Source organism: Spiroplasma endosymbiont of Panzeria rudis (genome assembly GCF_964019705.1).
Taxonomy (GTDB): Bacteria; Bacillota_I; Bacilli_A; order Mycoplasmatales; family VBWQ01; genus Spiroplasma_E; species Spiroplasma_E ixodetis_A.
The window spans coordinates 618,706-636,983 of record NZ_OZ026460.1 but is presented as its reverse complement, the minus strand read 5'-3'; the positions used below and the strand labels follow the sequence as shown (position 1 = coordinate 636,983).

The window sequence follows — 18,278 nt, the reverse complement described above, 5'->3', positions numbered from 1 at the left end:
TTATTTTTGTAAGTTACACAGATTACTAAACATTTCCTGAGATAATTTAATGGTTTTTATTAGTTATCCAGTAGAAATCAAAAGAGTGATTTATACTACAAATGCTATTGAATCTGTTAATAGTTAATTACGAAAAATCATCAGAAATAAAAAAGTTTTTCCTAATGATATGGCAGTTTTCAAAATATTTTACTTGGCAATTGAAAATATAACAAAAAAATGAACATTGCCTATTCAAAATTGAAATACAGCAATTGCTCATTTTATGATAAAATTTGAAGACAGAATTAATCTAAATTAGTAACTTTGTAAAACAAAGATACACAGATTATTAAAAAGCCTCGGCGCTTCTACTAATCTCTCTGTATTGTCTAAATTTTGATTAAATGGTACTGACATTTTATTTCTTCCTTTCGTTTATAAATAATTTTTCTTTTTATAATTAATTAAAAAATTTTCTTTATCATTTGTTTTATTATTAATAATTATTTGTTTATTGCCACCTGTATTAATTGTTTCTTTAAATACTGGTTGTTCTTTAATCATTTTTTTAATAGTTTCTTCAATTTTTGAATTTTCTAAATTATGAGTTTTAAATTTTAAATAATCATAAAATTCAGTTTTAACTTGATATTTTTTAAATATATTAATTATTTCTTTTTCTTTAATTTCTTGATTAAGTTTATTTAACTTATTTTCTGCTTCATTAACTTTATTTTCTATTTCTTGTTGAGCATTATTTTCAGTTAAAGGTTCAGTTGTTTGTTGAACATTATCTTCATTTTCTAACATTTAACATTCTCCTAATCTTATCCCAATAATCAATCTTTAACTAATTGTGGCATTTCATTTATTAATTTTTTATAATCATTAACTGCATTTTCTAATGCGTTAATATCAGTAAATTTAAAACAATTATCAATATGTAATTCAAAATCCCTATCAATTCTGATATCTTGTTTTCTATATTTTTCATTAAATTCAATTTTTGTCATATTATTTTTCTCCTTTATTAATTTTTTCGTTTAATTTTGCTAATTTTTTTTGATGTTTTATAATTTTGTTATTTGCTCTAACATGTTTTGGAGTTGTGATAAATCTTTTTAATAAAACAATAATTTCTCTGCAAATTAATGTTCCAACACTTGTTCCAATAATTATTAATTCATGTAAAAATTCTTTCATTTGAATATTTTCCTTTCAACTATTTATTTTTAATTTTTAATTATTCATCAAATTGACCACCATTAATTCTTTCAATCATTGATTGTGAATTACTTATAATTTCTACTAATACAGATATTTCTTTATTGAATTCTTCTATTTTTTCTTTATATATTTTTATTTCCTGATTATAATATTCAAGTAATTTTTCTTTATTCATAAATTATTCACCTCCTTTATAAACTCATGTGATTATAATCTCAATTTAATGAAGCATTATCGTGATTTAATGCTACTTCGCTCATATTATCACTACCGTATTGACTAGTTGTTTCACTATTAATTGTGAATCTATTATCATTTACTAATCTTGCAGTTTCATCATTAAATGATGTTTCTTGCATTTCTTGAATATGATTTGTAGTTTCCATAGGTAGTAAATTATGGATTATTTCACTTGCACCAGCAATAATAGTAGGTACTGCATAAGCATTATTAAAATCATTATTAATTCCCATTGCTACACCACTTGATATTAAACATCCACCAGTTGCCATATTACAAATCTTTCTTATTGTTTCAAATTTATTAGATATTAACTCAGTTAATCCACTAATAAGATTTGAAATACCATAAGCATTTAAACTAATATATGTATCTCAGTCCATTAATGACTGATTTTCTTGTTTATTTAATAGTAATCATGGCGGACCTTCTGTTGTAGTTGTAGTAGTTATTGGAATTGGTGTTGTTGGAATAATAGGACTAATATTACTTTCTGTTCATTTACTATAATTTGCTAAACCAATTGTTCCTAAACCTAATAATATTTTTTTAGAACTATTAATTAATTTAGTTTTAGTATTTGGTCTTTGATTTAAATTTCATATATCTAAACCTAACTTTTTACCAAAAAATAAACTATTAATTGAACCTAATACTGGATTTGCAATTACTTGACCATAATAAGCACTTGTACCAATCATTGCACAAATTGGACTTATTCCAGTTCTAATTAATTTAGTTAAAGTATAATTATTTGTTTCCATTTTTATTCTCCTTTAATTTCTAATTTTTTAACTGTTACTTTAATTCAACCTTGATAAACATCATTATCACCAACTATTAATGCAACATTACCTTCGGGGTCAGAAACAATTATGTGTTTTGATTTAACATTTGGATATTCTCTTAAAATAATTGTTCTAATATCATTACTGGTATGAATTGATTTGGGAAATGGTGATAATATTTCGATTTCATCTTTATTTTCAAACAAAGTAGGTAATATTATCATTAGTCAAATTCACCATTTTCTATTTTTATAATTATTTTAAGTATATTTCCAGCACAACATGTATCTATTTTCCCAAGATATATACTATTTCTTAACTCAGTAATTAATTTTTCTTTATTCATTATTCAATTTCTCCTTTCTATATCTTTTTTCTTGATTTACCAAAGCTTCTATTAAAATGATTTGTTCATCAATATCACCTAATTTTTTTAAAAGATATTCATATCTTTTCTTAAAATCTTCACTATCAATATCTCTATCTTTGTAAATTATTTTTTTCAATTTTTTTATTTTATACAACGTTTTTGGAGAATATATTTCTCCATGCATACATAGAAAACATTTCATTATTTTATTTCCTTATTTTTAATTTGATTAACAATTTCACTTAATATTTTTAATACTTTATATTCATTTTTTAATTCTTTAATAATAAATATTAAAAATATTATTAGTGTTATAGATGTTATTAATATTGGTACTATCAATAAAATTTTTCATAATATCATTTTTTTACTCTTTTCATTTTTTAAATCTGGATAGGTTACACTTTATTGGACACTAATTACGTAGACAAGTGAACAAATTAGTTAAAAGAAAGGAACTATAATTATGGCCAATATTAACTCATATACCGATGAATTTAAAAAACAAATAGTAGCTTTATATCAAAGCGGTAAGTCAGTGTCTTGTCTTGCTAAAGAGTACAATGTTACAAGAGCAGCTACTTATAATTGAATTAAGCAATTTACTAATTCAGGCAGTTTTAAAACTAAAGATAATCGTTCTATTGAAGAAAATGAATTAATTAAATTAAGAAAAGAATTAAAACAGTTACGAATGGAAAATGATATTTTAAAGCAAGCAGCACTAATAATAGGCAGAAAATAGAAATTATTGCTAAAAATAAAGTTAAATATAAAATTCGCACAATGTGTCGTTTTTTAAAACTTTCTAAATCAACATATTATTTTAATTTAAAGGAAAAAGAAAAAAAACAAAATAATATTTATGATGAAGCTGTTATTAGTGCTTTTAAAGAAAATAAAGAAGTTTATGGAACAAGAAGATTAAAAGTTGTTCTAAAAGAAAAGAATATTTATTTGTCACGCAGAAAAATTAAAGAAATTATGAATAAACATAATTTAATATCAAAATACACTAAATTATCATTCAAAAATCATCATAATAAAGTCAACGATAGTCAAATAACCAATATCGTTAATAGAAACTTTAATAATAGGCTTAAAAATGAAGTTATTGTTAGTGATTTAACTTATGTTCAAGTTAATGGTAAATGAAACTATATTTGCCTATTAATTGACCTATTTAACCGCGAAATTATTGGACATAGTGTAGGTACTAAAAAAGATGCATCATTAGTACATCAAGCATTTATGCACTCAAATCGTTGTTTAAAAGATATTCAAATATTTCATAGTGATCGCGGTAATGAATTTAATAATAAAATTATTGATAAACTTTTACTAGCATTCAATATTAATCGCTCTTTAAGCAAAAAAGGTTGTCCTTATGATAACGCTGTTGCTGAAGCAACTTTTAAAACTTTCAAAATTGAATTTATTAATGATAAAAATTTTACATCATTAATCCAATTAAAATTAGAATTATTTGATTACATCAACTGATATAACAACATAAGAATTCACAGCACTTTAAACTACTTAACTCCAGTTAATTATCAAAAATAAATGTCTACCAAAAAATAGTCCTAAAAAGGGTTGCCATTCCAATCATTTAACATTGATTGAACAAAATGCACGATTTTTAGGAATATTTAAAGTATTAAAAATTTGACCAGTTACAATAATTTCATCGTTTTTGTTTAATAAAATACATCGATTATAAAATTTTGGGTTGTTAAAAATTAAAGTAACATAGTTTAATCCATTTCATTGACCACGAACACTATAATATAATCCTTTATTACCTTTTTCGTAACATTTTGCTTCAATAGTGTTACTCAGTTTTACTGTTAATTTGACATAATTGGCTTTATCTTTCATTTTTATAATTCCTTAAATAGTATTGAATATGCTTATATGCATCATGTTCATGTTTTGTAAATTTTATATTTCCTTTATAATTTTCTATTTTAGTTTTATTTTTTGGTTCGCTTTCTTGAAAATCTCAATTCATAACGTCTTCTACTAATACCATTAATGCACCAATAATTTTAGGAGTTGCTAATGGATTAGTTAATAATTGTTTTGAATTTAAAAAGAAATTTTCTACAATAACTAGTATTTTTTTATTGTCAGAATGTTTTTTAATTAATAAAAAGTATTTTTTATACAAATTTTTACTTTCTAAAACTGTTTTAGTTTTGAATGTTTCATTAAAAACAATATTATTAGTTTCATTTGAATATATAACAATTCCATTATTACCAATTCCAGCGGGGTCAATTCCAATAATTAAGTCATATTGCATTATTCAAAGTCACCATTTTGAATTTTTTCTTGTAATTTCATTATTAATTTAAGTTTTCAATTAGTAATATCAATTTTAATTACATCACTAATATCATCTTTAAGTAATTCCATAAATTCATTTTCAAGATAATTAATTAAATTTTCCTTATATTGATTAATTACTTTTTGTTTAAACTCTTCTCTTAATTTTTCTATATTATATAAATGTTCTTTTGTTATTTCTTGATTACGTTTTTTATTATATTCATTAATATTTTCTTGGTCTTTATAAGAAAATGGTTTTTGTTTATCCATATTTATAACTCCTACTTAACTTCTAATAACTGTTTTAATAATTTCTAAATCACAATTACATCAACAATATTTACATTCTTCAATAAATTCTTTATGACCACAAACTAAATTATCTTTTTTTAAATCATCAATCAGTTTAATTAGTCCTATTTTAAATTCAATAGCATTACTATCCGGTATGCAAATCGTTCCTCTTTTAGTTAAATATTCTTTATCCATATTTATAGCTCCTACTTAACCTAATATTTAAAATACAGTCATAACAAATTGCTTTACTATTTTTATCTCTTAAAAAATATTTTCTTGCTTTTATATCATTAGTATTAAAAAATAAATAATCTAATTTATTTTGTTTACATGTTCAACAAAAATACTTTTTCATTATGAGTTGAAATTTCCTTATAAGAAGTAACTATATAATTAATTGGTAAATCATCATGTTTATATGGATTATTTATTTTAAAGCCTTTTCTGTTTTCTTCTCATGTAATGTTATATTTAAAACAAGGATTAGTAATTTTAGTTTTGTTATCTGTTATTTCACCCATAAATCAACTATTATGCTGTTCATAAAATGTTAATGGTTCAAGTTTTATATCATTAAGATAATATTCTTTGGGTGTTTCTTGTTTATTAACAGTTATTTTTTGGTCTTTAATATATGGTTCTAATAATTTTATTAATTCATTACCACTTAATTCTCTTTTAATATTTTCTAAATTAAAAACTCAATATGTGTAACTGTTATCAACAATAAAAGAATTATTTTTAATCATTCATTTTGGAAGCGATAATTTATATTCAACATAATCAATAAGAATAGATTGTGGTTTATCTTTAACAATTTGTTCTTTTTTAAATTCTATTTGCATAATAATCCTTTCCTAATATGTTCTGTTGCTTCTAGCATAAAGAACATATATTTTGATTTTTAAATTATTAATAATACTACTATTCGTTTTATTCATTCCAGAAATTCTGGGCTCAAAAATAAATTTTTTCAAAAAAAATAAAAAATAAAACCAACACTTGCTCACTTGGGAGTGGCAAGGTTGGTTAAATAAAGAATAGAATTAATATAGTAGGTTCCCTAAGCAGGTCTATATATACTAGTTTCCAATCCGCTCCCACCCCAAGGATTACCATTAAATGGTTAGTATATTTTATTAGGTATCACTCCACTTTTTATTTATCCATGCAAGTCCACATGCTAGCCACTATTTTGAACAACTGTGTTGTGGTTCACTTTTTTAATTCCTTAATACGTGTTGATAATAGTATTAAAGAAAGTTATTAAAAATTTTAAAATTTTACAATTACAAAAAAAAGACAAGATTATTTCTTGTCTTTTCCTTAATAACTTTGATAATAATTTTTATTTTTTTTAAATGTATATTTTTTAAAATACGTCGAATATAAATTTAAAAATTTAAGGATTAAAGAGAGTAATTTTGTCTAATTTTCATTTTTTTTAAAATAATTCATTTTTGGAAATAAGTTACTAATATAATAATTAATTATTTCGTAAATTTGACAACCGTCCATGCAAAAGTAACAAAAAATGGACCTATTAACCCAGCAAATTTTTGTAATATTATCATATGTAATAATAAAGAAAATTTCTTACTTGCCAGTTTATTAATAACTATTAAATTAGGATTAACTTTTTATGAAGAAAATGGAAAATGATTTTTTCAAATCATCATTGCTCATTATGGTGAAACATGAGGATCTGAAAGTGGAGGACAAATTAAAACAATTTTAGGGAACGGTTTTCGATTATACTCATAATTTATTTTTTAAATATTCATACTCCTTTAAATTTATTTTTAAAGGAGTATTTTAATAAACCTATTATTTCAAAATATTGTTAATATATAAAAATCTAATTATTTATAAAAAATAATTAGACTATAAATTAATAAAAATAAGTAAGTTATTATATTAAAACATTTTCAATTTTTGATTTAAATTTGAAACATTTTCCAAATATTTATTTTCTAATTGATTTATTACTTTAGTATTTAACTTATCACTTTGTTTTAAATAGTTTTGTTGAGATGCAACTTCTGATAATAGTTCTAAATTTTCAAATTTATTTTGATTATCTAATCATGCTTTAACTTTATCAAAATAATTAATTGGTTGTTCATCAATAACATATTTTCTTATATTTTTAGGCATTGTATATTTTCACTCCTTTGTTATTTTATAATTCATTACATACTTTTATAAAAATTAATCAAATCATTTAAATAGTTTTCAAGTTAAATAATAAATGCCACAACTAATAAGATTTAAGGCAATAAATATACCCACTAAAATAACAACAACAGCAACAGCACCAATACTTGAAACTAATCCTTCACCAATAAGACTAGCTAAAAAGTAAGTTAAAATAATTAATGGCGCAACAATTAATAAACTAGTAAATAAACTAACAATTGCTTGTCCAGTACGACTTTTAATAATAACTGACATTAGCAAAGCAATACTAGTAATAGTAATAGAAAAAAATAATGTAAATAAAATAATAATTAATAATTGTCAATTAAAAATGGAACTAATCATTCCAGATAAAGGAACAACATAACCAATAATAATAACACCAATAAAAATAATAATATCAGAAATTAAAACTAAAGCTAAATTAAATATTGATGTTATAATAATAAACTTGGTTTTGCTAATTCTTGTTAAACCAATGCGTCGATAAACTACGCTTTGTTTTAAATCTAGTAAAATAGCTAAAAAAGTTTGAATTGAAAAGGAAGCAGTTTGTGTCAATCAAATAATCATCAAAATAAATCGTCCAATATTTTTACCAGCAGGTGATGATAATATTTGATTATTTCCACCAATTGATGCACCAATAAAAATCAATGGTGAAACGAAAACTGAAAAAATAATAATTGAACGATTACGTTTTAAATAACTTCAAAATAAATTAAGAAGAGATCAATCATTATTTTTGTTTTTTAAGGTGTTTTTTTCAAGACTTAGCTCATTTTTCATTATTTTCCCCTCCTAATCTTTTTAATAACGCTTCGCTATCATACATACCTATTTTATATTCTTTAAATTTAGTTTTAACATATTCTTCAATACTTCCATATTCTTTAACAACAGTTTTAACATCATTTATACTAATAATTGAACCTTCAAACATGAAAATAATTTGTTGACAAAAACGTTCAATTTCTTGCATATTATGTGAAACAATCAATACTGAAAGATTAGGTTTAATAAAAACTTCTTTTTCTAGTAATTCATAAATTCGCTCACGTACCTCTAAATCTAATCCCGTAGCTAATTCATCTAAAATTAATAAATCTGGTTCAACAATTAATGCTAATAAAATATTAATTTTTTGTTGTTGACCGCCCGATAAAGTAATAATAGGTTTATTAATAAATGCTTCAGCGTCCAAATAGTACAATAACTTTTGAATGTCTTCAACAGACTTATTTAAACGATAAACTCTCATATAATATTGGGCCATATCTCAACCAGTTAGACCACGAGGAAATTTAGTTTCTTGTAATTGCATGCCTATTTTTAAATTAGGTTTAATATTAATAGTACCTGTTGTTGGTTTACGAAGTTGGGAAATCATTTCACATAATGTTGTTTTTCCAGTACCATTGGGGCCAACAATACCAATTTTGGCACCAATAGCAATATTCAGACTAACATTTTTAATGACTTCATTACTATCATAGTTTTTACTGACATTAATGATTTCAACATTATTTTTTTTATCTTTAATCATAATTACTTCCTTCCTATAACTTTATAATTTTATCATAATTACTACATAAATATTACTTGTTTTTTAAGTTATAAAAATTAAAATATTATATAATATATTGTAAACTTTATTAGGTTTTTACTCATTAATTTCATAAAAAGTAAATGAGTTTTTATTTTTAAAAGGAGAAAATTATGAAAAAAAATGCACAAAAAAAAGAAATAAAAAAATTAAAAAAAGAGAAAAAAGAATTAGAAAAAAGTTTGAATCCATTTAACAAAAATTTTAGTCTTAATAATAAAGAAAAGATATTAAAAGAAATTGCTTTAATCAATGAAAAAATTGTTAACTTAAAACAAAAATTATTAGTAGATTATGAAGAACATTTAGATGAAATTGAAAATGGAAATCTAGAATTTAATTTTAACCTCCAACAGTTAAATAATGAAGATCAATATTTAAAAGATAGTACTTTTCTAATAACTAATGATGATATAAATAGTATAAATTCAGAAGAATTAATTAATATGCAATATGGTAAAAAATGTTGTCCACCATGCACAATTTTTTAATTTTAAATATTTTTATATAAAAATATAAAAAAATATTAATAACAACACTTTTACTATTTATAATTTAATTTTTCAATTATAAAATTAAAATAATATATAATATAAAAACAAACTTGATCAAAGTTTTAACCCATTACTTTATTTTAAAAGTAAAAGGTTTTTTTATTTTTTAAAAGAGAGGAGACATTAAAAAATGGATATTAATGATTTAGAAAGAGAAGTTAACTTTATAGCAAATAATTATCATATTATTAATCTTTATTTACATTTTCCGATTGAAACTTATAGTAAAGATTACAATGATATTTTTGACTTTTGAGAAAATAATAAAAAAAATACTCAAAATCATTATCAATTTTTAAATAAAAAAATAAAAACTTTAGAATCCTTAAAAAAATTAGAAAATAATTTTATAAATTCAATAAATAACCTATCAAAAAAATTAAATAATAAAAAAATAAATAAAAAAATAAATAAAATAATGAAAATACTTACTATTGGATTATTTAATTGAAATAAAAAAATAGAAACAAAAATAACTATTTTAACAAAAATCAAAGAAATTAAACAACAAAATTTAGTAAAAATAAATGAACTAATATTACGAATTAACAAAAAAAATATAATTAAAAGTGTAAATTCGGAAATTAATTTTTCTGTAACAAATAAAAGCAAATCAAATTTATCACAAATATAAAAAAATTTTATATAAAAAAAGTAAATACTTGTTTTTAGTATTTACTTTTTTAAAGTTATAGTTATTAATAATTTAATTAGATTTTAACCTTCATCAATAATACTTGAAGTTGGTTTAATATTATTAATAGGTGAGTGAATTTTTGCTTTATGTTTATTAAAAATAAAATCATATACTTCAGAATAAAATTCAACTGAAACAATATTTAATTTTTTCTTTACTTCTTCTGGAATATCTTCTAAGTCTTTTATATTAGCTTTTGGAATTAAAATTGTTTTTAGTCCACTACGATGAGCAGAAATTGATTTTTCTTTTAATCCACCAATTGGTAATACATGACCACGAAGTGTAATTTCACCTGTCATACCAATATCTTTTGATACAGGTCTACTTGTCAGAGCAGAAATAATTGCAGTTGTTAAAGTAATACCAGCACTTGGACCATCCTTTGGCACTGCTCCTTCAGGAACATGGATATGAATATCATGTTCTGCAAAGAAAGTATCAGGAATATTGAAAGTAATAGCATTTGCTTTAATATAATCTAAAGCAATAGTAGCAGATTCTTTCATAACTTCACCTAATTTACCAGTTAATACTAAATTACCTTTTCCTTTAAAGTAGTTTACTTCAATTGGTAAGATATCACCACCATATTGAGTATAAGCAAGACCAGTTACCACTCCAATTTGTGATTCATTTTCTTTTTTAGTATAATCGAAAATTTGTTTTCCTAAATAATCTTTAACATTATCAGCAACAATTTCTTCAGTACTAATTTTTTTATTCAAAAGTTTAACAATAAATTTACGAGCAATTTTATTTAATAATCTTTCTAATTGTCGAACACCTGATTCTCTTGTATAATATTTAATTATTTCTTCAATTGAATTTGGTTTAAATTTTAACATTTTATTATTTAAACCAGTAATTTCAATAACACGAGGAATTAAATATTTTTTTGCAATTTCAAGTTTTTCTAATTCTGTATATGAAGAAAGCTCAATAATTTCCATTCGATCTTTTAATGGTTCAGGGATACCTTCCATATAATTAGCTGTTGCTAGAAACATAACTTGTGATAAATCATAATTTTCTTCAATATAATGATCTGAAAAATTAGCATTTTGTTCAGGATCTAATACTTCTAACATAGCACTAGCTGGATCACCACGATAATCAGATGACATTTTATCAATTTCATCTAATAAAAATAATGGATTAATAACTTTAGCACGTTTCATACCTTGGATAATTCTTCCTGGCATCGCACCAATATAAGTTTTACGATGACCACGAATTTCAGATTCATCTTTAACTCCACCAAGTGAAACTTTAACGAAAGTACGCCCCATCGCTTCAGCAATTGATTTAGCTAAAGAAGTCTTACCAACACCAGGAGGACCAACTAAACAAATAATTTGCCCTGGCATTGCCTTAGCCATTTTTTTAACAGCAAGATATTCAATAATTCTTTCTTTAACTTTTTCTAAACCATAGTGATATTTATCAAGAATTTTTTTTGCATTAATTAAATCAAATTTTTCTTCACTTTTTTGAAATCAAGGTAAAGTCATCATTCAATCAATGTATGTACGAATTATATTTGATTCACTTGAAACTTGTGGCATATCTTCATAACGACTAATTTCTTCTTTAACACGAGTTTTGATTGCTTCAGGAAACTCTTCTGTTTCTAAACGTTCTAAATAACGTTTCATTTCATTAGACTTACCATCAATTTCGCCTAATTCTTCTTTAATAGCACGCAATCTTTCTCGTAAATAAAATTCACGTTGTTGTTCATCAATACGATCTTTAATTTTAGCTGTTAAATCCTTTTCAATAGCACCAACTTGTTTTTGACCACCAACATCTTTCAATAATAAATCTAAACGTTTATTAATATCAATTTCTTGTAAAATTTCTTGGCGTTTATTGATAGTTAAAAATGGTAAAAATTGAGCCATTTTATCAATAATTTCACTAGCTTTCATTCCATCGGTGATTTGACTAATTACACCTTGTGGAATTGAACCATGAACATCTAAAATCTGTTGTAAATTATTTACAATTCTTTGGATCAACTCTTCTTCTAATGATTTTGAAACATTAGGACTAACTAAAGTTTCAGCATCTCCTGTATAAAATTTATCATCATAAAACTTAGAAACTTTAACTCTTTGTTGTCCATAAAAAAATACGGTAAGTGTACCATCATTATGACTTTTTTGAATTTGCACTTTACACAAAGTACCATGATTGTAGACTTCACTTAATTGAGGATTATCTACTTTTGGATCCTTTTGCGAAACTAAAATAATTTCTGAATTAAACTTAGCTACCGATTCATTAATTGCCGCTACTGATTTATGTCTGCCAACTTCTAGTTCTATTTCAACTGTTGGGAAAACAAAACTTCCTCTTGTTACTAGTACTGGAATATTAGTAATATTTTTTATCTTCATTGTCTCACCTCAAATAATGTATTAACTGGATTATAATATAAAACATTAGCACTTGCAATACTTAATTGCTAAAATATCTAATTTTTGATTTATACTATACTATTACAGCAGCACTTATTAATTCATATTTAATTTATACTAGTAGTATTTTATTACATTTATTTTTTTTTTGATAATTTTTACTTTTTGAAAAAAAATAAACGATAAAATAACCTAATTATTAAATTGGTAATTAGGTTATATAATAATTATCAAATTAAATTAATTAAGCACTTGTTGTTTGCTTTTGGTTTTTACCGTTACTTTCTCATAATAAATCAAAGGCTTTATTACGTTTTAGGGTAGTAGTCACTAAACTTAAATCTTTAATATTTGCTTTAACTTCTTCAATGCTTATTTTAAATTGGTCGGCAAATGTTGTTAATTGTTTTTGAACTTCTTCTTCGGTAATTTCTATTTTTTCTTGTTTAATAATTTCTTCAATAACTAAAAAATTCTGAAGTTGCATAATTGCATCCTTTTTTATTTCATTAATAATTTCTTCATGAGATAAACCGGTTGCTGCCATATAGTTTTCAATTGTAAAGTTTTGATTAGCTAATTGTTTTTTAAATTCATTTTCTAAACGTTCAGTTTCATTTTTAACAGCAAAATTTGGAATTATTATTTTTGAATCTTTAACAATTTTAGCAATAAGTTCTTCCATAAATTGTTCCTTAATTGTCATTGTTTTTTGTACTTCAATTTGTTTTTTAATATTTTCTAATAATTGTTCAGTAGTAGTAACATCTGGAATGTTAACATCTTTTACTAATTCTTCTAAATCTTCATTAATAACTTTTGTTTTTATTTCGTTTAATTCAATTTCAAATTGTACTAATTGACCTTTTAAATTTGGAACATGATAATCTTCTGGGAAAGTTACTTCAATAGTTTTTTTAGATTTAGGTTCCATACCGATCATTCCTTCTTCAAAACCAGGAATAAATTTACCAGAACCAATTTCTAATTCCATGTTTTTAGCTTCACCGCCAGGGAATTTTTTACCTTCTAAAAAACCAGTAAAATTAAAAACCGCAGTATCACCTTTTTCTAATTTTCCTTTTTCTTTTGGATTAAAAATAGCAAAACGATCTTGTAATAGTTTAATTTGAGTATCAATTTCTTCTTGATTAACAGTTGCTACAGGTTTTACTATATCAATACCACGATATTTACCAATAGTAATTTCTGCTGGTAAATCAAATACAAACATTATTTCACACTCTTTAATAGTAGATTTTTCCACATTAACTTCGGGTTGATTAGTAGGCATTAAGTTAGGTTTTTGTTTTAAGGCAAAATCATAAGCAATAGTAATAACTGCTTTAGTTGCTGTTTGTAAAGTTTGTTCTTCAGTTACATGTTTTTTAGCGATTTTAGTAGGAACTTTTCCTTTACGAAATCCAGGAATTTCTACTTGTGCAATCAATTTATTTTCAGCTTTTGCCAATTGATCTTTTCAAGTTTTAGCATCAATGGTAACATGTCATTTTCCAAGACCATTTTTTTCATCTTTTATAATATTTAATGTCATTTTTCAAATCTCTCCTTATGTAATTTGTTGTTGAATCATAATACTTAAGTATTTTTTTATTAAAGTAGTAGTAGTTTTAAATTTTTTAGCACTTTCTACCAATTTTACACTAATAAATTGGAAACTACAAGCACGAATATACAAAGCAGCTGCTAATGCTGCTGCTTGATTTTTATTAGGTAATGTTGGAAACAAATTCTCAAAATAACTATCCAATAAAAACAAGCAAATACCATAAATACCTGGATTATCAATATGAACTTCATCTTCAAATATTTTTGTAATCTTTAAATAAACGAGTGATTCTTGTCATTGTTTTATTTTTTTTGGATTAATTTTAAATGTATCATGACCTTTTATTACTTCTATTTCTTCATCAATACCTTGATTATTTAATATAAATAATAGTTGTGTTTTATTTATATTATTTATATTTTTATTTGTAAGATAAATCTTAATTGTTGGTAAAATTAACCTAGCATTATGACTTTGTAAATAATAAAATGCCACCGGATGAAGATCTTCATCAAATGGATTCATTAATACATGACTTATTCTCTCTAAATTTCACTCATGACTTTCATTTTTACTATTTAATCTAATATGAGTAGTAATATTATGATGTAACTCTTGTAATGTAACTTCATGATGAATAGGAATATAAGGCATCTCTAATTCATGTTTGACCAACTTCATTGCTTGATCTCATTTATTTTCACTAATGAGGTGGTTAATTTTACCAATAATGTCTTGATAATAATTGTCATGATTTATCATTATTTAGTTAAACCTTCTTAGTATTTTAAAATTTAATGGCGCCCACGAGAAGATTCGAACTTCTGACCCCCGCCTTAGAAGGGCGGTGCTCTATCCACTGAGCTACGTGGGCATAACATTTACCATAAGTAATCTTAACTTGTTTGATTAAAAAATGCAATTATTAATTGGCTACTTTTCAATAAAATAATAATAATAATAATATATTTAATATTATTTTGATATTTCATTATGTACCTTTAAGTAATATTTTTTTTAAAAAAAATAAAATATTTTCATTTTTTTATATTATAATATTTTTTGTAATTTAATAATTGTTCATTACTAATATAGAAATTATTTCTATATTAGGATTTTTATTAAATTAAATATTGAAAAAGAAAAGGAAGAAAAGTATTATGCCTAGTGAAATAAGTACAAAAAGAAAAGTAATTGCTGGTGTCACAATAACTACAGGAACATTGGAATGGCAACCCTTTTTAGGACTATTTTTTGGTAGACATTTATTTTTGATAATTAACTGGAGTTAAGTAGTTTAAAGTGCTGTGAATTCTTATGTTGTTATATCAGTTGATGTAATCAAATAATTCTAATTTTAATTGGATTAATGATGTAAAATTTTTATCATTAATAAATTCAATTTTGAAAGTTTTAAAAGTTGCTTCAGCAACAGCGTTATCATAAGGACAACCTTTTTTGCTTAAAGAGCGATGGAAATGTTTAGTAATCTGTGTAACTTACAAAAATAACTATGTTTAATTAATTCTAGTAAATATAATTAAATGACTAGAAAGAGTGAGTTACAGATGGCTAAAAAAGATAACTTTAATAATAATGATCCAATATCAAAAGCAGTAGATTTATTACTAGAAAATACTGAAGATTTAACAACAGTTTTTAAACCTGGCGGTTTATATAAAGAATTAACAAAAAGATTAGTTGAAAAAATGTTGAATTCTAAAATGCAAAATTATTTAGGATATGAAAAAAATCAACATAGTACTACTGAAAATGCTCGTAATGGTACAAGTTCAAAAAAATTAATAACTCAACAAGGTAAAATTGAAATTGATGTACCAAGAGATCGCAATAGTAATTTTACTCCTGTAATAGTTCCTAAAAGGCAAAGAAGATTTGATGGTTTTGATCAACAAGTTCTTTCCTTGTATGCAAAAGGAATGACATTATCTGACATTAGAATGCAGTTGCAAGAGTTATATCATGGTGCTGATATTAGTGAAAGTGTTATTAGTCAAATTACTGATGATGTTATTGATGATGTTAAAGCATGACAAAATCGACCATTAGAAAGTATTTATCCTATTGTTTATTTTGATTGTATAGTAGTTAAAGTACGACAAGATAAACGGATTATTAACAAATCAGTTTATATAGCATTAGGAGTTGATTTAGAAGGCAAAAAAGATGTTTTAGGATTATGAATTAGTGAAAATGAAGGTTCTAAGTTTTGATTATCTAATTTCACAGAAATGAAAAATCGTGGCTTAAATGATATTCTTATTGCTTGTAGTGATAATTTAACAGGCATGTCAGAAGCAATACAATCAGTTTATCCTAAAACAGAACATCAATTATGCATTGTTCATCAAATTAGAAATAGTTTAAAATATGTTTCATACAAACATCGAAAAGGTCTAGTTGCAGATTTAAAACCAATTTATAGTGCATGTAGTGAAGAACAAGCAATGCAAGCTTTAGAATCGTTTGAAAGTAAATGAAATAAACAATATCCTCAAATTACTAAATCTTGATATAAAAATTGAGATAATTTAATGGTTTTTATTAGTTATCCAGTAGAAATCAAAAGAGTGATTTATACTACAAATGCTATTGAATCTGTTAATAGTCAATTACGAAAAATCATCAGAAATAAAAAAGTTTTTCCTAATGATATGGCAGTTTTCAAAATATTTTACTTGGCAATTGAAAATATAACAAAAAAATGAACATTGCCTATTCAAAATTGAAATACAGCAATTGCTCATTTTATGATAAAATTTGAAGACAGAATTAATCTAAATTAGTAACTTTGTAAAACAAAGATACACAGATTATTAAAAAGCCTCAAAAAATCACATTTTCTTTTGATAATTTTAATAAAATTTTATAACAAATAATACAGTCATTATCTAACTTTGCAACATGTAAATCCAATTTTTCTTTAATATCCAAATCTTTTTTGATTACATCAACAGAATTATTAATATATTCCATTCTCTTTTTTTTAATATCAAAAAAATTCATTATTTTTAACTTTTCTACCTTTCTTTTTAATAAAATAATTATAATATAAAAAAAAGAAAAAAATAAATTTAATGTAAAATTCTTGGTACACGTTTAATTGCATTTCTAAATCTAATACTATCAATTGAGACATATTGATCATAATCTTTAAAATTATCACCAAAAACAGTAGTATCAAAACTACCACCAAAAAGTATAGTACGACCCAAATTATCAATTTTCTTTTTAAAAAATTGTGTATGTAAAGCATTAACAGAAGCATCAATTAAACGTTGATATAACATTATCTTTTGACCTTTAACTACTTTTGGATTAGAACAATTACGAGAAAAAGCATAAGCACGAACACCTAAATCATATTGATTTTGAGATTTTATATCATTTTGTACTTTTACAACATATTTACTTAAATACTTAACTATATTTTCATTAGTACCTTTTTGAACAACTCTTACATCATTAAAACCAAATGGTCATCATTGTGGCAACATACTTTTATGTATTTTTCTATTAAATAATATATGAAAGTGAATAGCACCGCGTTTTTGATATTCATAAACATACATATATTTTAATTCACCTAAATATTTAGCACGTTTAGGGTCATTTCATCAACGTTTTAAACGCTTAAAGAATATAGCAATATCATGTTTTGCTTTATTAATATCTTGCATATTATCAGCATAAGTTAAAGTAACAAAACTTAAAACTTTTGAATTATAAAAATTATGATACGCTTTATGTATTAATTTTGTTTTAGTACGAATAGTAGAATTACGTAACTTTTTATCATTAATACCTAAATTTTTAATACCAACTTCATTACGCTTATTATTTAAAATAGCACTCATAGGTAAAATTATATTTTTTACATAAGCACCATAATAAACTTTTTTAATATAAAAATTTTCTTGCATATATAAAACTCCAACCATTTTTAATAATTTTATATATTTTTACT

Annotated in this window: 28 protein-coding genes, 1 tRNA gene and 2 pseudogenes; 7 read left to right on the top strand and 24 right to left on the bottom strand. The window is 23.5% G+C overall.

The features are described 5' to 3' along the window. Positions 1 to 34: 34 nt before the first annotated feature. Positions 35 to 301 (top strand): annotated as a pseudogene (locus AACK89_RS07665) (transposase); the annotation flags it as partial. Positions 302 to 417: 116 nt separating this feature from the next. Here the strand turns inward: AACK89_RS07665 and AACK89_RS03575 are convergent. From AACK89_RS03575 to AACK89_RS03535, 9 genes are read right to left on the bottom strand one after another with little or no spacing between them, the layout of a single operon-like run. Next, positions 418 to 792, bottom strand: coding sequence for a hypothetical protein (locus AACK89_RS03575; protein WP_338975874.1), 375 nt, complete (start codon positions 790 to 792; stop codon positions 418 to 420). A gap of 17 nt (positions 793 to 809) precedes the next feature. Beyond that, positions 810 to 995 (bottom strand): hypothetical protein, encoded by a 186-nt coding sequence (locus tag AACK89_RS03570; RefSeq protein ID WP_338979215.1) that lies wholly within the window; start codon positions 993 to 995, stop codon positions 810 to 812. Between the two features lies 1 nt (position 996). Next, the gene (locus AACK89_RS03565) at positions 997 to 1,185 is read right to left on the bottom strand and encodes a hypothetical protein (protein WP_174481134.1); all 189 of its coding nucleotides are present in this window, start codon (positions 1,183 to 1,185) and stop codon (positions 997 to 999) included. Positions 1,186 to 1,225: 40 nt separating this feature from the next. Then, complete coding sequence (locus AACK89_RS03560) at positions 1,226 to 1,384, bottom strand: hypothetical protein (RefSeq protein ID WP_338975872.1); 159 nt, start codon at positions 1,382 to 1,384, stop codon at positions 1,226 to 1,228. Positions 1,385 to 1,400: 16 nt separating this feature from the next. After that, on the bottom strand, positions 1,401 to 2,213 hold the full coding sequence (locus AACK89_RS03555) for a hypothetical protein (protein WP_338979214.1): 813 nt from the start codon (positions 2,211 to 2,213) through the stop codon (positions 1,401 to 1,403). 2 nt (positions 2,214 to 2,215) lie between these two features. Further along, positions 2,216 to 2,461 carry a hypothetical protein gene (locus AACK89_RS03550; RefSeq protein WP_338979212.1) on the bottom strand — a complete coding sequence of 82 codons (246 nt, stop codon included), beginning with the start codon at positions 2,459 to 2,461 and terminating at the stop codon, positions 2,216 to 2,218. Beyond that, positions 2,461 to 2,583 (bottom strand): hypothetical protein, encoded by a 123-nt coding sequence (locus tag AACK89_RS03545; protein WP_338979210.1) that lies wholly within the window; start codon positions 2,581 to 2,583, stop codon positions 2,461 to 2,463. Before AACK89_RS03545 ends, AACK89_RS03550 begins: the two co-directional genes overlap by 1 nt. After that, complete coding sequence (locus tag AACK89_RS03540; RefSeq protein WP_338978131.1) at positions 2,576 to 2,809, bottom strand: hypothetical protein; 234 nt, start codon at positions 2,807 to 2,809, stop codon at positions 2,576 to 2,578. Before AACK89_RS03540 ends, AACK89_RS03545 begins: the two co-directional genes overlap by 8 nt. Next, complete coding sequence (locus tag AACK89_RS03535) at positions 2,809 to 2,970, bottom strand: hypothetical protein (protein ID WP_174481149.1); 162 nt, start codon at positions 2,968 to 2,970, stop codon at positions 2,809 to 2,811. Before AACK89_RS03535 ends, AACK89_RS03540 begins: the two co-directional genes overlap by 1 nt. Positions 2,971 to 3,073: 103 nt before the next feature. On the opposite strand from AACK89_RS03535, the gene AACK89_RS03530 reads away from it, so the two are divergent. Further along, positions 3,074 to 4,173, top strand: a protein-coding gene (locus AACK89_RS03530) for an IS3 family transposase (RefSeq protein WP_338977768.1) whose coding sequence is annotated in 2 segments (ribosomal slippage) — positions 3,074 to 3,317 and positions 3,317 to 4,173 — 1,101 coding nt in all. Because the reading frame shifts where the segments join, the coding sequence is not laid out codon by codon here. On the opposite strand, the gene AACK89_RS03525 is transcribed toward AACK89_RS03530, so the two are convergent. The 5 genes from AACK89_RS03525 to AACK89_RS03505 form a co-directional block, all read right to left on the bottom strand. After that, positions 4,147 to 4,488, bottom strand: coding sequence for a hypothetical protein (locus AACK89_RS03525; RefSeq protein WP_338979208.1), 342 nt, complete (start codon positions 4,486 to 4,488; stop codon positions 4,147 to 4,149). The genes AACK89_RS03530 and AACK89_RS03525 overlap by 27 nt on opposite strands. Next, on the bottom strand, positions 4,478 to 4,915 hold the full coding sequence (locus AACK89_RS03520; RefSeq protein ID WP_338979206.1) for a hypothetical protein: 438 nt from the start codon (positions 4,913 to 4,915) through the stop codon (positions 4,478 to 4,480). The genes AACK89_RS03525 and AACK89_RS03520 overlap by 11 nt, the downstream gene beginning before the upstream one ends. Beyond that, a complete protein-coding gene (locus AACK89_RS03515) occupies positions 4,915 to 5,211 on the bottom strand; it encodes a hypothetical protein (protein ID WP_174481152.1) in 297 nt (98 codons plus the stop codon). Before AACK89_RS03515 ends, AACK89_RS03520 begins: the two co-directional genes overlap by 1 nt. Before the next feature lie 15 nt (positions 5,212 to 5,226). Then, entirely contained in the window at positions 5,227 to 5,430 is a 204-nt protein-coding gene (locus AACK89_RS03510; RefSeq protein ID WP_338979204.1) for a hypothetical protein, read from the bottom strand. 134 nt (positions 5,431 to 5,564) lie between these two features. Beyond that, a complete protein-coding gene (locus AACK89_RS03505; RefSeq protein WP_174481154.1) occupies positions 5,565 to 6,083 on the bottom strand; it encodes a hypothetical protein in 519 nt (172 codons plus the stop codon). A 658-nt stretch (positions 6,084 to 6,741) separates the two neighbouring features. On the opposite strand from AACK89_RS03505, the gene AACK89_RS03500 reads away from it, so the two are divergent. Continuing rightward, on the top strand, positions 6,742 to 7,002 hold the full coding sequence (locus AACK89_RS03500) for a hypothetical protein (protein ID WP_338979202.1): 261 nt from the start codon (positions 6,742 to 6,744) through the stop codon (positions 7,000 to 7,002). A gap of 153 nt (positions 7,003 to 7,155) precedes the next feature. Here the strand turns inward: AACK89_RS03500 and AACK89_RS03495 are convergent, their stop codons facing one another. Genes AACK89_RS03495 through AACK89_RS03485 form a run of 3 tightly spaced genes read right to left on the bottom strand, consistent with a single transcriptional unit; the run spans position 7,156 to position 8,983 of the window. Continuing rightward, positions 7,156 to 7,395 carry a hypothetical protein gene (locus tag AACK89_RS03495; protein ID WP_338960177.1) on the bottom strand — a complete coding sequence of 80 codons (240 nt, stop codon included), beginning with the start codon at positions 7,393 to 7,395 and terminating at the stop codon, positions 7,156 to 7,158. Positions 7,396 to 7,449: 54 nt separating this feature from the next. Next, positions 7,450 to 8,226 (bottom strand): hypothetical protein, encoded by a 777-nt coding sequence (locus AACK89_RS03490; RefSeq protein WP_338979200.1) that lies wholly within the window; start codon positions 8,224 to 8,226, stop codon positions 7,450 to 7,452. Then, positions 8,177 to 8,983, bottom strand: coding sequence for an ABC transporter ATP-binding protein (locus tag AACK89_RS03485; RefSeq protein ID WP_338979199.1), 807 nt, complete (start codon positions 8,981 to 8,983; stop codon positions 8,177 to 8,179). The genes AACK89_RS03490 and AACK89_RS03485 overlap by 50 nt, the downstream gene beginning before the upstream one ends. A 173-nt stretch (positions 8,984 to 9,156) precedes the next feature. Here AACK89_RS03485 and AACK89_RS03480 point away from each other — a divergent pair, with 173 nt between their 5' ends. Continuing rightward, positions 9,157 to 9,534 (top strand): hypothetical protein, encoded by a 378-nt coding sequence (locus AACK89_RS03480; protein ID WP_338960183.1) that lies wholly within the window; start codon positions 9,157 to 9,159, stop codon positions 9,532 to 9,534. Positions 9,535 to 9,727: 193 nt separating this feature from the next. Continuing rightward, positions 9,728 to 10,231: a hypothetical protein gene (locus AACK89_RS03475; protein WP_338979196.1), complete on the top strand. Its 504-nt coding sequence runs from the start codon at positions 9,728 to 9,730 to the stop codon at positions 10,229 to 10,231. Positions 10,232 to 10,314: 83 nt separating this feature from the next. Here AACK89_RS03475 and lon read toward each other — a convergent pair whose 3' ends face one another. From lon to AACK89_RS03455, 4 genes are all read right to left on the bottom strand, one after another. Further along, positions 10,315 to 12,699 carry an endopeptidase La gene (lon, locus tag AACK89_RS03470; RefSeq protein WP_338979195.1) on the bottom strand — a complete coding sequence of 795 codons (2,385 nt, stop codon included), beginning with the start codon at positions 12,697 to 12,699 and terminating at the stop codon, positions 10,315 to 10,317. A gap of 265 nt (positions 12,700 to 12,964) precedes the next feature. Continuing rightward, entirely contained in the window at positions 12,965 to 14,275 is a 1,311-nt protein-coding gene (tig, locus tag AACK89_RS03465; RefSeq protein WP_338979193.1) for a trigger factor, read from the bottom strand. A 15-nt stretch (positions 14,276 to 14,290) separates the two neighbouring features. Next, positions 14,291 to 15,052, bottom strand: a complete 762-nt coding sequence (locus AACK89_RS03460; protein ID WP_338979191.1) for a DUF3196 family protein — start codon at positions 15,050 to 15,052, stop codon at positions 14,291 to 14,293. A gap of 36 nt (positions 15,053 to 15,088) precedes the next feature. Continuing rightward, a tRNA-Arg gene (locus tag AACK89_RS03455) sits at positions 15,089 to 15,164 on the bottom strand. 286 nt (positions 15,165 to 15,450) lie between these two features. On the opposite strand from AACK89_RS03455, the gene AACK89_RS03450 reads away from it, so the two are divergent. After that, positions 15,451 to 15,582 (top strand): hypothetical protein, encoded by a 132-nt coding sequence (locus AACK89_RS03450; RefSeq protein WP_338979189.1) that lies wholly within the window; start codon positions 15,451 to 15,453, stop codon positions 15,580 to 15,582. On the opposite strand, the pseudogene AACK89_RS03445 reads toward AACK89_RS03450, so the two are convergent. Beyond that, positions 15,556 to 15,762: pseudogene (locus AACK89_RS03445) on the bottom strand (IS3 family transposase); the annotation flags it as partial. The gene AACK89_RS03450 and the pseudogene AACK89_RS03445 sit on opposite strands and share 27 nt — an antisense overlap. Positions 15,763 to 15,858: 96 nt before the next feature. Here AACK89_RS03445 and AACK89_RS03440 point away from each other — a divergent pair. Beyond that, positions 15,859 to 17,097, top strand: coding sequence for an IS256 family transposase (locus AACK89_RS03440; protein WP_338979276.1), 1,239 nt, complete (start codon positions 15,859 to 15,861; stop codon positions 17,095 to 17,097). Here AACK89_RS03440 and AACK89_RS03435 read toward each other — a convergent pair. Together AACK89_RS03435 and AACK89_RS03430 are read right to left on the bottom strand one after the other, a co-directional pair. Beyond that, on the bottom strand, positions 17,084 to 17,287 hold the full coding sequence (locus tag AACK89_RS03435) for a hypothetical protein (RefSeq protein WP_338979187.1): 204 nt from the start codon (positions 17,285 to 17,287) through the stop codon (positions 17,084 to 17,086). The two genes, AACK89_RS03440 and AACK89_RS03435, sit on opposite strands and share 14 nt — an antisense overlap. A 98-nt stretch (positions 17,288 to 17,385) precedes the next feature. Beyond that, complete coding sequence (locus AACK89_RS03430) at positions 17,386 to 18,234, bottom strand: rolling circle replication-associated protein (protein ID WP_338979185.1); 849 nt, start codon at positions 18,232 to 18,234, stop codon at positions 17,386 to 17,388. Positions 18,235 to 18,278: the final 44 nt, after the last annotated feature.